Genomic DNA, 12282 nt, shown 5'->3' with positions numbered 1-12282 from the left:
TTATGCATGCCGGGTTGCCCTCGGCAAGCCACGATGCAGGCTCTCAGGGTCTCTCCGGGGGAGCAGTCCCCCACTTCCGTTCTGAATCCATCACCGCGATCCCGATGAAAGCTTCCCGATTTTTTGTCTCCACCCTCAAGGAAGCGCCCGCTGACGCCGAGGTCGCGAGCCATCGGCTCATGATGCGCGCCGGCATGATCAAGAAGCTCGGCACGGGCATCTACACCTACATGCCCATGGGGCTGCGCGTGATCCGCAAGGTCGAGGCGATCGTGCGCGAGGAAATGAACCGCGCCGGCGCTGTCGAGATGGCAATGCCGGTGGTGCAGCCCGCCGAGTTCTGGCAAGAGACCGGCCGCTTCGACAAGATGGGCCCCGAGCTGCTGCGCATCAAGGACCGCCACGACCGCGACTTCGTGATCCAGCCCACCAGCGAAGAAGTGGTGACCGACATCGCGCGCCAGGAAATCCGCAGCTACAAGCAGCTGCCGAAGAATTTCTACCAGATCCAGACCAAGTTCCGCGACGAGCGCCGTCCGCGCTTCGGCCTGATGCGCGGGCGCGAATTCATCATGAAGGACGCCTACAGCTTCGACCGCGACCTCGACGCGGCCAAGGCCAGCTACCAAGTCATGGCGCAGGCCTACCGCAACATCTTCGACCGCTTCGGCCTGCGCTACCGCGCCGTCGCGGCTGACAGCGGCGCCATCGGCGGCGACCTGAGCGAAGAGTTCCAGGTGATCGCCGCCACGGGCGAAGACGCCATCGTCTACTGCCCCGACAGCAATTACGCCGCCAACATGGAAAAGGCCGAGGCACTGGCCCCGGCCGGTCCGCGTCCCGCGGCCGCCAAGGTGCTCGAAAAGACGCCCACCCCCGGCAAGAGCACCTGCGCCGACGTGGCCGAGCTGCTCGGCGTGCCACTTGCCACGACCATCAAGTCGCTGGTGCTGGCCACCGACATCGTCGATGCGGCAGGCAACATCAAGGGCTCGCAAGTCTGGCTCTTGCTGCTGCGCGGCGACCACGACATGAACGAGATCAAGGTCGCCAAGCTGCCCGGCCTGGACAGGGGCTTCCGTTTTGCGACGCTGGCCGAAATCGACGAGCACTTCGGCTGCAAGCCCGGCTACCTGGGTCCGCTGAACCTGAAGAAGCCGGTCAAGCTCGTGGCCGACCGCGAGGCCGCCGTGCTGGCCGACTGGATCACCGGCGCCAACGACGTCGACTTCCACATGACCGGAGTCAACTGGGGCCGCGACCTGCCCGAGCCCGACCTCGTCGCCGACATCCGCAACGTGGTCGCCGGCGACGCCTCGCCCGACGGCAAGGGCGTGCTGGCCATCGAGCGCGGCATCGAAGTCGGCCACGTCTTCGTGCTGGGCACCAAGTACAGCAAGGACATGAACGCCACCTACCTCGACGAAGGCGGCAAGCCGCAATTCCTCGAGATGGGCTGCTACGGCATCGGCATCACACGCCTGCCCGCCGCCGCCATCGAACAGAACCACGACGAGCGCGGCATCATCTGGCCCGACGCGCTGGCGCCGTTCACCGTGGTGGTCTGCCCGATCGGCATGGACCGCAGCCCCGAGGTCAAGGTGGCCGCCGAGGCGCTCTACGAGCAACTGCTCGCGGCCGGTGTCGACGTGCTGCTCGACGACCGCGGCGAGCGCCCCGGCGCGATGTTCGCCGACTGGGAACTGATCGGCGTGCCGCACCGCGTGGTGATCTCCGACCGTGGCCTCAAGGAAGGCCAGCTCGAATACCAGCACCGTCGCGACACCGCCGCGACCAAGGTGCCTGCCGCCGGCATTGCCGACTTCATCACGGGCAAACTGGCCGCATGAGTTTGTCGGGCCGTCCTGGCGACCAGGCAGTGACGGCCACGCAAGGCGGCCTCACGCGCCGCCAGTGCATGACCGGTGCGGTGGCGGCCAGTGCCTTGTCGCTGGCCTCGCTGCCGCGCATCGCCTTCGCCGGCGCCCAGCTCGAAGAACCGCTGATCGACTCGGTTCGCTCCGCGCTCAGCTCGGCCATCCACAACAAGGCGCCGCCGGTCCCCGAGTTCTCGAACACCGAAGCTCGGCTGGCCTACCTGCGCTGGCTCGGTGAAATGAGCGAGCGGCTCAAGAAGAAAATTGCCGACTGGCCGTCGCGCAAGGAATTCCTGCAGACCGTCTGGTACGAGGCCAAGCGCTCGGGGCTCGACGTGAGCCTGGTGCTGGGGCTGGTGCAGGTCGAAAGCAATTTCCGCAAGTTCGCGGTGTCGAGCGCCGGCGCGCGCGGCTACATGCAGGTCATGCCGTTCTGGACCCGCGTGATCGGCGACAGCGACCCGGCCAAGCTGTTCCACATGCAGACCAACCTGCGCTTCGGCTGCGTCATCTTGCGCCACTACCTCGACCGCGAGAACGGCGACCTGTACATGACGCTCGGTCGCTACAACGGCAGCCGCGGCAAGTCGCCGTATCCGAATGCCGTGTTCGCGAACCAGCGGCTCTGGGCGTTCAACGACAAGGACCGCGAGCGCGAACGGGACCGCTCGGCGGCCTGAACGCGTTCGTCTAGGCGGACACGGCCTTGGCGGTGGCGGACCCCTTGGTCACCATCACCTGGTCGATGCGGTAGCTGTCGACGTCCATCACCTCGAAGGTGTAGCCGCCCCAGGTCACGCTGTCCGTGCGCTTGGGCACGCGGCGCAGCATCACCATCAGGAAACCGGCGAGCGTCTCGTATTCCTCGGCGTGCGGCAGTTCGTCGATGTGCAGTGCGCGCTGCACGTCCTGGATCGGCGTGATGCCGTCGATCAGCCACGAATTCTCGTCGCGCTGCACGATCTGCTCCTCGTCGGGCATCGACACCAGGTCGCCCATCACCGTGCTCATCACGTCGTTGAGCGTGATCACGCCCACCACCAGGCTGTATTCGTTGACGATGATCGCGAAGTCTTCGTGCGCCTGCTGGAATTGCTCAAGCACTTCGGTCAGCGAGAGACGGTCCGGAATGACCAGTGCCTTGTGCAGCGTCAGGCCCTGGTCGAAGGCCAGCGGCTGCCCGCTCAGCACGCGCTGGAACATGTCCTTGGCATCCACGTAGCCCAGCACGTGGTCGATGTCGCCGTCGCACACCGGGTAGGCCGAGAAGGGCTCGGCCACGATGCGTGCGCGCAGCACCGACTCGGGGTCGTCGTGCAGGAACCACGCGATGCTCTCGCGCGCCGTCATCACGCTGCTGACCAGCCGCGTTTCGAGCTCGAACACATTGGCAATCACCTGCTGCTCGCGCACCGCGAGCACGCCGGCCCGTGCGCCGGCCTCGGTCATGGCCAGGATGTCGGCCGAGGTGATCTTGTCGTCGCGCGCCATCGGCATGCCGAGCAGCTTGAACAGCAGGTCGGTGCACCGCGTGAAGAACCACACCAGCGGCTTGAAGGTGGTGATGAGCACCTGCATCGGCCCGACCATGCGCACCGCCAGTTGCTCGGGGTTGCTCATGCCGAGCCGCTTGGGAAACAGGTCGGCGAACACCAGGAACACCGCGATGACGATCACGAACGAGCACAGGAAGGCCACGCTGGCCGAGGCTTCCACGCTCAACCAGTTCTCGAAGAAGCGCGCGAAATACGGGCTGAGCGAGCCCTCACCCACGACGCCGCCGAGGATGGCCACGGCGTTCAGGCCGATCTGCACCACGGTGAAATAGTGGCCGGGCTGCTCCTGCACGCGCAGCACTTTCTCGGCGCGCGGGTCGCCCTCGTCGGCCATCTGGCGCAAGCGCAGGCGGCGCGAGGCGGCCAGCGTGATTTCGGCAAGGGAGAAGAAGGCGCTCATCGCGATCAGCAACGCGATGATGAGCAGGCTTTGGGTAAGGGTCATGGTGGCACGGCGAAGAGTGCCATGGTGCCATGACTCGGCCCGGGAAAAACAATCAGCTGCAACCTCGCGAATGGCCGTGATCCGCGGGGGCGTGGCTCAGGGCGCGGGTTTGCGCGCCATCAGCCTCAGGCCGGGTTGCCGTTCAGCACCTGCTGCAGTTCGCCCGACTCGTACATCTCCATCATGATGTCCGAGCCGCCGACGAATTCGCCCTTCACGTAGAGCTGGGGAATCGTGGGCCAGTTGCTGTATTCCTTGATGCCCTGGCGAATGCCGTCGTCTTCGAGCACGTTGACGGTCTTCAGCGTCTTGGTGTCGACGCCGACCGCCTTCAGGATCTGGATGGCGCGGCCCGAGAAGCCGCACATCGGAAAGCTCGCATTCCCCTTCATGAAGAGCACGAGTTCGTTGGTTTTGACGAGATCGTCGATGCGTTGCTGAGCGTCGGACATGGGGACTCCTGAAAAGTGGGGGCTGAGGGGATTATTTCACCGTGCGCCAGATTCCGCCGGAGCAGCGCTGGATGCCGGCCAGGTCTTCCCGGCTTTGGACTTCGGCGAAGCCGCGTTCGGCGAGCAACTGCCGCACGGCCGCGGCCTGGTCGTGCCCGTGTTCGAGCAACAGCCAGCCGTCTTGGGCGAGGTGATCGGGGGCGTTCCGCACGATCTGGCGGATGTCGTCGAGCCCGTCGGCGCCCGCCACCAGCGCGGCGAGGGGCTCGTGGCGCAGCGCGGGCAGGTGCGGGTCGCCGGCGGCAATGTAGGGCGGGTTGCTGGCGATGACCGTATAGCCGCCGGCGGCGCCATCGAGCCAGTGGGCCAGGGCAAAGCGAACCGGCAGGCCCAGGCGCTGTGCGTTGGCCTGCGCGACAGCCAGCGCGTCGGCGCTGGCATCGACCGCATCGACCTGTGCATCGGGGCGGGCCTGCTGCAGGGCCAGCGCAATTGCGCCGCTGCCCGTGCCGAGGTCGAGCGCGCGCGGGGCGGCTTGGCCTTCAAGGCACTGCAGCGCCCATTCAACCAGCGTCTCGGTGTCCGGACGCGGCACCAGCACCCGTGCATCGACCTGCAGGCTCAGGCCGTGGAATTCTTTTTCGCCCAGCAGGTAGGCAACGGGTTCGCCCGCCAGCCGGCGCGACAACTGCGATGCGAGTGCGGTCCACGCCGGCTCCGCCAGCGCATCGGTGTCGTGCGCCAGCAGCCATGCCCGGTCGTGCGGCGCACGGCCCAGCGCGTGCAGCAGCAGCAACTGCGCGTCGAGCCGGTCGATGCCCAGCGCGACGGCCGCGGCCAGCGCCTGCGACACGGTGGAGGGCGTGGAGGCGGTCGTGGTCATCAGGCCGGCAGGCTCGATTCGAGCTCGGCCAGTTGCTCGGCTTCGCGCGCGGCGCGCAGCGCTTCCAGCACGTCGCCCAGATCGCCTTCCATGATCGCCAGCAGCTTGTAGAGCGTGAGGTTGATGCGGTGGTCGGTGAGCCGCCCTTGCGGAAAGTTGTAGGTGCGGATGCGGTCCGAGCGGTCGCCGCTGCCGATCAGCCCCTTGCGCATCGCCGCGTCCTTGGCGGCGCGCTCGCTGCGGTCTTTTTCCTGGATGCGCGCCGACAGCACCTGCAGCGCCTTGGCCTTGTTGCGGTGCTGGCTGCGGTCGTCCTGGCACTCGGCCACGATGCCGGTCGGAATGTGCGTGATGCGCACGGCCGAGTCGGTCTTGTTGATGTGCTGGCCGCCGGCGCCGCTGGCGCGGTACGTGTCGATGCGCAGGTCGGCCGGGTTGATCTGCACGGCCACTGTTTCGTCGGGCTCGGCCAGCACGGCGACCGTGCAGGCGCTGGTGTGGATGCGGCCCTGCGTCTCGGTGGCCGGCACGCGCTGCACGCGGTGGCCGCCCGATTCGAAGCGCAGCTTGCCGAACACGTCGTCGCCGACGATGCGGATCACCACTTCCTTGTAGCCGCCGAGTTCGCTGGCGCTTTCGCTCACGATCTCGCAGCGCAGCCCTACGCGCTCGCAGTAGCGCGTGTACATGCGCAGCAGGTCACCCGCGAACAGCGCCGATTCGTCGCCGCCGGTGCCCGCGCGGATTTCCATGAAGGCGTTGCGCGCGTCGTCGGGGTCCTTGGGCAGCAGCAGGCGCTGCAACTCGTCTTCGAGCTGAACCAGCTCGGCTTCGGCGCCCGCGATTTCTTCACGCGCCATCTCGGCCATGTCGGGGTCGTCGAGCATGTCCTTCGCACCCGCGATGTCGGCTTCGCGCTGCTTGTAGCGCTCGTAGCGGCCGGCGATCTGGGTGATTTCGGCATGCTCGCGCGAGATGGTGCGGTACTGCGCCATGTCGCTCATGATGTCTTCGCGCGAAAGCAGGAAGTCGAGCTCGCCCAGGCGCTGGGCGTAGCGTTCGAGTTGGTGGCGCAGAAAGGATTTCACGGCGAAAGGGGCTCGAAAAGAAAGAGGAGGGACGCCGCGATGCAGCGGCAGGACGCATCGAGAAAGAAGGCCGCGCCGTTGAAGGCGGGCCGCCGACCAGCGTCGCTAACGCTCTTTGCGCAGGAACAGGCGCGAGATGGTCTGTGCCGTCTGCTCGCGCGATGCGGCGTCGCCCGAATGCAGCTCGGCCATGGCGCCATGCATCATCTTCTGCGTGAGCCCGCGCGACATGGCTTCGAGCACCGCATCGACCGATTCGCCCTTGGCCAGCAGCTTGCGGGCGCGTGCCATTTCGGCGGCGCGCCATTCGTCGGCCTGGGCGTTGAGCTGCTGGATCAGCGGCACCGTGCCGCGCTGGCCCAGCCAGTGCATGAAGCTCTGCACGCCGGCGTCGATGATCACTTCGGCCTGGGCCACCGCGGCCTGGCGGTTGGCCTGGCCCTGCTGCACCACCTGCGCAAGGTCATCGACGGTGTAGAGGTAGATGTCCTCGAGCGCCTTCACTTCGGGTTCGATGTCGCGCGGCACGGCCAGGTCGACCATGAACATCGGGCGGTGCTTGCGCGCCTTCAGCGCGCGTTCCACGGCACCCAGGCCGATGATCGGCAGCGTGCTCGCGGTGCAGCTCACCACGATGTCGAATTCGGCGAGCCGCGCCGGCAGGTCGGCCAGCCGCATCGCCTCGCCGCCGAAGCGCGAGGCCAGCTTTTCGCCGCGCTCGAGCGTGCGGTTGGCAATGGCGATGGACTTCGGGTCCTTGGCCGCGAAGTGCGTCGCGGCCAGGTCGATCATTTCGCCCGCGCCGACGAACAGCACGCGCGTCTGGTGCAGGTCTTCAAAAAGCTGCCCGGCCAGCCGGACGGCCGCAGCCGCCATGCTGATGGAATGCGCGCCGATCTCGGTGGCGGTGCGCACTTCTTTTGCGACGGCGAACGAGCGCTGGAACAGCTGGTTGAGCGTGCTGCCGAGCGCGCCGGCGGTTTCGGCCGCGCGCACGGCGTCTTTCATCTGGCCGAGGATCTGGGCTTCGCCGAGCACCATCGAGTCGAGCCCGCTGGCCACGCGGAAGGCATGGCGGGCGGCTTCGTCGTCGTGCAGCGTGTAGGCATGCGAGCGCAGCAGGGCAGGGGCCACGCCGCCGCTCTGGGCCAGCCAGCCGAAGGTGTGGTCCAGCGCGATGTGCTCGGAGGCGCAATAGATCTCGGTGCGGTTGCAGGTGGAGATGATCGCGGCCTCGACCTGGGGGTGGCTGCCGCTGCCAAAGGAACTGCGCAAACTCTGCAGCGTCGGGGCGATCTGATCGAGCGCGAACGCGAAACGACCGCGCAGATCGAGCGGCGCGGTCGTGTGGTTCAAGCCGAGAGCCCAGACTGACATGGCCGTGATTATAAAATCAGCAGCCGCTCCCCGCGTGCCGAGGGACAAATGGCATTCCCTATGACAGCCATAACCTTCGCCGCATGTCCGCGGCCCCTCTGATGGACCTGCTGGCCCTCCTCAACCACCTGCTTAATTTTGTTGCACCCGCGGCCTTTCTGGCGCTGGTGCTGGTCTTCGCGGGCCGTTACCTGGGCGGCCATCGCGCCGGCGTGCCCCGCTGGTGGGTGCAATGGGCGTCGACTTTCGTGGCTGGCGTGCTGGTGCTGGTGGCCGGGCTGGTGGTGTTCGGGCGCGACGGGGCGATGGCGACCTATGCCGCGCTGGTGGTGGTGAGCGGCACCGTCCAGTGGCTGTCGATGCGCGGCTGGCGCCGCTGAAACCGCGTCAGTCCAGCCGCCGGGCCATGTAGACCGAGTCGCCGGGGTAGGTGGCGAGCCGGGCCTGCTGCGCCGGGCCGGCGGGTTGCGCGGCCGCATAGCCCTGGCGCTCCCAGAAACCCACCGAGGCCTGCACCGACACCAACGTCGATTGCCGCCAGCCCGCCTGCGCAGCATGGGCCCATGCGTGGCGCACCAGGCGCGGCCCCAGGCCCAGCCCCGAAGCCTCGGGGTGTACCGCCAGGTCGTGCAGGTACAGCGAATCGGGGGCTGGTGCGACCTCGAACTCGCCGTGCAGCGGCGTGAGCTTTCCGGCCGTCGACGGGTAACCCGCCAGGTAGGCCCGCACGCGGCCCTGGTGCTCGGCGACCCAGCCCGTGTGCGGCGCGGCGGCGAGCCGTCGTGCGATCAGCGCGCCGTCCTCCACGAACCCCGCGCCGTAGCAGGCGAGCTGTATCGCGAGCACGGCATCGAGGTCGTCGGCGCGCATGGCGCGCACCAGCGGTGCGGTATCCGGCGGTGCCATCAGGCCAGGAGCAGCTTGTCGTCGTCGAGCTTTTCGCCGCGCGTCTGCTCGAACATGCGAAGCAGGTCGGGCACGTCGAGGCCCGAGCGTTCCGGCCCGGCCACGTCGAGGATCACCTGGCCTTCGTGCAGCATCACCGTGCGCGAACCGTAGTCCAGCGCCTGCCGCATGCTGTGCGTCACCATCATCGCGGTCAGCTGGCTGCCTTCGACGATCTTGGCCGTCAGCTCCAGCACGAAGGCCGCGGTCTTGGGGTCGAGCGCCGCAGTGTGTTCGTCGAGCAGAAGAATGCGCGAGGGCTTGAGCGAGGCCATCAGCAGGCTCACGGCCTGCCGCTGCCCGCCCGACAGCAGGCCGATGCGGTCGGCCAGGCGGTTTTCGAGCCCCAGCTTCAGGATCGACAGCTTTTCGCGGAACAGCTCGCGCAGGTTGCGGTTCAGCGAGAAGCCGAAGCCCCGGCGCTCGCCGCGCTTCCATGCCAGCGCCATGTTTTCCTCGATGGTCAGCGCCTCGCAGGTGCCGGCCATCGGGTCCTGGAACACGCGGGCCACCATGCCCGAGCGCTGCCAGGCGTTCATGCGGGTCACGTCCTTGCCGTCGATCTCGATGCTGCCTTTGTCGACGATCAGGTCGCCGCTCACCGCATTCAGGAAGGTCGACTTGCCCGCGCCGTTCGAGCCGATCACGGTGACGAACTGGCCCGTGGGGATTTCCAGGTCGAGCCCGCGCAGCACGCGGTTCTCGATCGGCGTGCCCGGGTTGAAGGTCATTTCAAGGTGTTGGGCGCGCAGCATCAGTTGTTCCCTTTCGAAGCGCCGTTGCCATTGCTGTTTCCATTGCCGTTCCCGGAGCGGCCGAACAGCTTGCCCAGCTTGCGCTTGTAGGCCGGCACCAGCAGCGCGAACGCCACCAGCACGGCGGTGACCAGGTTCAGGTCTTGCGCCTGCAGGCCCATGAAATCGGTGTTCAGCGCCATCGCGATGAAAAAGCGATACAGCAGCGCGCCCAGCACGCAGGCCAGCGTGGTGAGACCCAAGCTGCGCGCCGGCAGCAGCGTCTCGCCGATGATCACCGCGGCCAGGCCGATCACGATCGTGCCCACGCCCATCGAGATGTCGGCCGTGCCCTGGCTCTGCGCGAACAGTGCGCCGGCCAGCGCCACCAGCGCGTTGGAAAGCGCCAGGCCCGCCATCGTGTGGAAGTCGGTCGAAATGCCCTGTGCCCGCGCCATGCGCGCGTTGCCGCCGGTGGCGCGCATCGCGAGCCCGGCTTCGGAGGCGAAGAACATGTCGACGACGATCTTGGCCGCGATCACGATCAGCAACAGCAGCAGGGGCTTGGCCCACTGCTCGGGCATGCCGCCGAAGCTGACCATGCTGAACACGGTCGGCTCGGTGATGAGCGCCACGTTGGGCTTGCCCATCACGCGCAGGTTGATGGAGTACAGCGCGATCATCACCAGGATGCTCGCCAGCAGCTGCATGATCTTCAGCTTGACGTTGAGCCACGCGGTGACCCAGCCCGACACGGCACCGGCGATGCAGGCCACCACGGTGGCGGGCACCGGGTTCCAGCCGGCGACGATCAGCGTAGCGGCCACGGCGGCGCCCAGCGGAAAGCTGCCGTCCACCGTGAGGTCGGGGAAATTGATGATGCGAAACGACATGAAGACGCCCAGCGCGACCAGTCCAAATATCAGACCGATCTCGATGGCGCCCAGCGATGCAATGAGGGACATGTGGGGGCTTCCGGCGAGGCAGAAACAGGCCCGCCGCCCGCGTTGAAGCAACAACGAGGACGGCGGCCTGCCGAGGCTTCTTACTTGGTGCTGACGACCTTGGCCGACTTCAGCAGCGATTCGGACAGCGTCACGCCCTGCAGCTTGGCCGCGCCGGGGTTCACCACCAGTTCGAAGTTGGTGCTGGTCTGCGAGGCGATGGTGCCTGGCTTCTCGCCCTTGAGGATGCGAACCACGATCTTGCCGGTCTGGCGGCCGATGTCGCTGTAGTTCAGGCCCAGCGCCGCCACGGCGCCGCGCTCGACGGTGGCGGTGTCGGCGGCAACCACGGGCAGCTTGGCCTGTTGCGCCACCTTCACGATGCCTTCGAAGGCCGAGACCACGTTGTTGTCGGTCGGCGTGTAGATCACGTCGGCCTTGCCCACCAGGCTTTGCGCCGCGGTCGGCACGTCCACGGTGCGCGCGGCGGCGGCTTCGACCACGGTCATGCCGGCGTCGGCGGCGGCCTTCTTCAGCGAGGCGACGATGGCCACCGAATTGGCTTCACCCGGGCTGTAGATCACGCCGATGCGCTTGGCGTTGGGCACCACCTGCTTGATCAGGCCGATGTGCTTTTCGAGCGGCGACAGGTCGGACACACCCGTCACGTTGGTGCCGGTGGCGTCCCAGTTCTTCACCAGCTTGGCGGCGACCGGGTCGGTGATGGCCGAGTACACGACCGGAATGCTCTTGGTGGCGGCCACCACGGCCTGTGCCGACGGCGTGGCGATGGCGACGATCACGTCGGGCGCGTCGCCCACGTACTTGCGGGCGATCTGGGCGGCGGTGCCCACGTTGCCTTGCGCGCTCTGGTAGCTGAACTTGAGGTTCTTGCCTTCTTCGTAGCCGGCCGCCTTGAGCTCTGCCTTCACGCCGTCGCGCACGGCGTCCAGCGCCGGGTGTTCGACGATGGCCGTCACGGCCACCGACTTGGTGTCGGCTGCGAAGGAGGGCGCGGCGGCCAGCATGCCGAGGGCCAGGGCGACGGCGCTGAAAGGAGTGCGAAGCAAAGCGTTTTTCACGTGGAAGGTCTCCAGATTGGGGGATTGATGCGTCTGAGTAGGCCGCCGGCGCGTGCCGGGGCAGGGAATTCAGCGGTCCGGAATCGCAGCGTGCAATTCCGGCAGCCTCGGAGTCTAGATCGTACTTTGCACAATTAAGGTGCATCAACCGGTAGTGCTTACCCCGCTTTAGGCAACATAATTTCATCTATCGGAGGATGTAAGAGATGAAATTGCATGAGATCGAACTCGACAGGATCGACCGGAAGATTCTGGAGCACCTGCAGGTGCACGGCCGCGCGTCGAACCTGGAGCTGTCGGAAGTGGCCAATCTGTCGCCCGCGCAGTGCCTGCGGCGGCATCGGCGGCTGGAGGAGCTGGGCCTGATCAGCGGCTACGCGGCGCGGTTGAATGCGCGGCACGTGGGTCTGGGGGTGATCGCTTTCATCCACGTGACGATGGCGCGCGGCCATGTGGACGAACTGCCGAAGTTCCAGGACCTGATTGCGGACCTGAAGCAGATCCTGGAGTGCTATTCGGTGACGGGCGATTTCGACTACGTGCTGAAGGTCGTGGCGCAGGACCTGGAGGCGCTCTCGCAGTTCCTGATGCACACGTTGATGCACATGCCGGGCGTGTCGGCGGTGCGCTCGAGCGTGTGCCTCAACGAGATCAAGTGCACTACTGCGCTGCCGCTGGATTGAGTCGGGGGCGGGGTCCGTTCAGGGCGCGTGCGACTGACGCATCCGGGGCGCGTGCGACTGACACCGGGTGCTCCCCTCCGCGAATGTCCCCCGCTTCGCTCCTCCTTTATTTCGCTGCGGGGAGCACCCGATGCCATTCTCACATGGACACGCTCTGAGTGCTTCGCTGATCAACCAGTGCTCTGAACTCGCTCACGCTGGCGGTGTGCTCTGCGC

13 protein-coding genes are annotated in these 12282 nt (G+C 66.9%); 4 read left to right on the top strand and 9 right to left on the bottom strand.

Features of this window, described 5'->3' with window-relative positions:
• Positions 1-104: 104 nt before the first annotated feature.
• Together DBV14_RS01360 and DBV14_RS01355 are read left to right on the top strand one after the other, a co-directional pair.
• Entirely contained in the window at positions 105-1850 is a 1746-nt protein-coding gene (locus DBV14_RS01360; RefSeq protein ID WP_124457401.1) for a proline--tRNA ligase, read from the top strand.
• Entirely contained in the window at positions 1847-2557 is a 711-nt protein-coding gene (locus DBV14_RS01355; RefSeq protein WP_124457400.1) for a lytic transglycosylase domain-containing protein, read from the top strand. Before DBV14_RS01360 ends, DBV14_RS01355 begins: the two co-directional genes overlap by 4 nt.
• A 10-nt stretch (positions 2558-2567) precedes the next feature.
• Here DBV14_RS01355 and DBV14_RS01350 read toward each other — a convergent pair whose 3' ends face one another.
• The 5 genes from DBV14_RS01350 to hemA form a co-directional block, all read right to left on the bottom strand.
• Positions 2568-3878 carry a hemolysin family protein gene (locus tag DBV14_RS01350; RefSeq protein ID WP_124457399.1) on the bottom strand — a complete coding sequence of 437 codons (1311 nt, stop codon included), beginning with the start codon at positions 3876-3878 and terminating at the stop codon, positions 2568-2570.
• Between the two features lie 125 nt (positions 3879-4003).
• Positions 4004-4330 carry a Grx4 family monothiol glutaredoxin gene (gene grxD, locus DBV14_RS01345; RefSeq protein WP_013543189.1) on the bottom strand — a complete coding sequence of 109 codons (327 nt, stop codon included), beginning with the start codon at positions 4328-4330 and terminating at the stop codon, positions 4004-4006.
• A gap of 31 nt (positions 4331-4361) precedes the next feature.
• A complete protein-coding gene (prmC, locus tag DBV14_RS01340; protein WP_124457398.1) occupies positions 4362-5213 on the bottom strand; it encodes a peptide chain release factor N(5)-glutamine methyltransferase in 852 nt (283 codons plus the stop codon).
• Positions 5213-6301 (bottom strand): peptide chain release factor 1, encoded by a 1089-nt coding sequence (gene prfA / locus DBV14_RS01335; protein WP_124457397.1) that lies wholly within the window; start codon positions 6299-6301, stop codon positions 5213-5215. Before prfA ends, prmC begins: the two co-directional genes overlap by 1 nt.
• 105 nt (positions 6302-6406) lie before the next feature.
• Positions 6407-7678, bottom strand: coding sequence for a glutamyl-tRNA reductase (gene hemA / locus DBV14_RS01330; RefSeq protein ID WP_124457396.1), 1272 nt, complete (start codon positions 7676-7678; stop codon positions 6407-6409).
• 101 nt (positions 7679-7779) lie between these two features.
• Between hemA and DBV14_RS01325 the strand changes: the two genes are divergently transcribed.
• The gene (locus DBV14_RS01325) at positions 7780-8058 is read left to right on the top strand and encodes a hypothetical protein (RefSeq protein WP_124457427.1); all 279 of its coding nucleotides are present in this window, start codon (positions 7780-7782) and stop codon (positions 8056-8058) included.
• 7 nt (positions 8059-8065) lie between these two features.
• On the opposite strand, the gene DBV14_RS01320 is transcribed toward DBV14_RS01325, so the two are convergent.
• The 4 genes from DBV14_RS01320 to DBV14_RS01305 form a co-directional block, all read right to left on the bottom strand.
• Positions 8066-8584 carry a GNAT family N-acetyltransferase gene (locus DBV14_RS01320; protein ID WP_124457395.1) on the bottom strand — a complete coding sequence of 173 codons (519 nt, stop codon included), beginning with the start codon at positions 8582-8584 and terminating at the stop codon, positions 8066-8068.
• Positions 8584-9378 (bottom strand): ABC transporter ATP-binding protein, encoded by a 795-nt coding sequence (locus tag DBV14_RS01315; RefSeq protein ID WP_124457394.1) that lies wholly within the window; start codon positions 9376-9378, stop codon positions 8584-8586. Before DBV14_RS01315 ends, DBV14_RS01320 begins: the two co-directional genes overlap by 1 nt.
• Positions 9378-10322 carry an ABC transporter permease gene (locus tag DBV14_RS01310; RefSeq protein ID WP_124457393.1) on the bottom strand — a complete coding sequence of 315 codons (945 nt, stop codon included), beginning with the start codon at positions 10320-10322 and terminating at the stop codon, positions 9378-9380. The genes DBV14_RS01315 and DBV14_RS01310 overlap by 1 nt, the downstream gene beginning before the upstream one ends.
• Positions 10323-10402: 80 nt before the next feature.
• Positions 10403-11329 (bottom strand): ABC transporter substrate-binding protein, encoded by a 927-nt coding sequence (locus tag DBV14_RS01305; protein ID WP_260396774.1) that lies wholly within the window; start codon positions 11327-11329, stop codon positions 10403-10405.
• 266 nt (positions 11330-11595) lie between these two features.
• Between DBV14_RS01305 and DBV14_RS01300 the strand changes: the two genes are divergently transcribed.
• A complete protein-coding gene (locus DBV14_RS01300) occupies positions 11596-12066 on the top strand; it encodes an Lrp/AsnC family transcriptional regulator (RefSeq protein WP_185545889.1) in 471 nt (156 codons plus the stop codon).
• Positions 12067-12282 lie beyond the last annotated feature (216 nt).

Origin of the sequence: Variovorax sp. KBW07, assembly GCF_003852515.1 — a bacterium.
Classification (GTDB): Bacteria; Pseudomonadota; Gammaproteobacteria; order Burkholderiales; family Burkholderiaceae_C; genus Variovorax.
This window is presented reverse-complemented; position numbering and strand designations above follow the sequence as displayed.

Excerpts from the sequence above, each read along its gene's own strand:
- DBV14_RS01355 (WP_124457400.1), top strand. The coding sequence starts at position 1,847 with ATGAGTTTGTCGGGCCGTCCTGGCGACCAGGCAGTGACGGCCACGCAA.
- DBV14_RS01350 (WP_124457399.1), bottom strand. The coding sequence starts at position 3,878 with ATGACCCTTACCCAAAGCCTGCTCATCATCGCGTTGCTGATCGCGATG.
- DBV14_RS01325 (WP_124457427.1), top strand. The coding sequence starts at position 7,780 with ATGGACCTGCTGGCCCTCCTCAACCACCTGCTTAATTTTGTTGCACCC.
- grxD (WP_013543189.1), bottom strand. The coding sequence starts at position 4,330 with ATGTCCGACGCTCAGCAACGCATCGACGATCTCGTCAAAACCAACGAA.
- prmC (WP_124457398.1), bottom strand. The coding sequence starts at position 5,213 with ATGACCACGACCGCCTCCACGCCCTCCACCGTGTCGCAGGCGCTGGCC.
- DBV14_RS01305 (WP_260396774.1), bottom strand. The coding sequence starts at position 11,329 with ATGCTGGCCGCCGCGCCCTCCTTCGCAGCCGACACCAAGTCGGTGGCC.
- DBV14_RS01360 (WP_124457401.1), top strand. The coding sequence starts at position 105 with ATGAAAGCTTCCCGATTTTTTGTCTCCACCCTCAAGGAAGCGCCCGCT.
- DBV14_RS01320 (WP_124457395.1), bottom strand. The coding sequence starts at position 8,584 with ATGGCACCGCCGGATACCGCACCGCTGGTGCGCGCCATGCGCGCCGAC.
- hemA (WP_124457396.1), bottom strand. The coding sequence starts at position 7,678 with ATGTCAGTCTGGGCTCTCGGCTTGAACCACACGACCGCGCCGCTCGAT.
- DBV14_RS01315 (WP_124457394.1), bottom strand. The coding sequence starts at position 9,378 with ATGCTGCGCGCCCAACACCTTGAAATGACCTTCAACCCGGGCACGCCG.
- DBV14_RS01310 (WP_124457393.1), bottom strand. The coding sequence starts at position 10,322 with ATGTCCCTCATTGCATCGCTGGGCGCCATCGAGATCGGTCTGATATTT.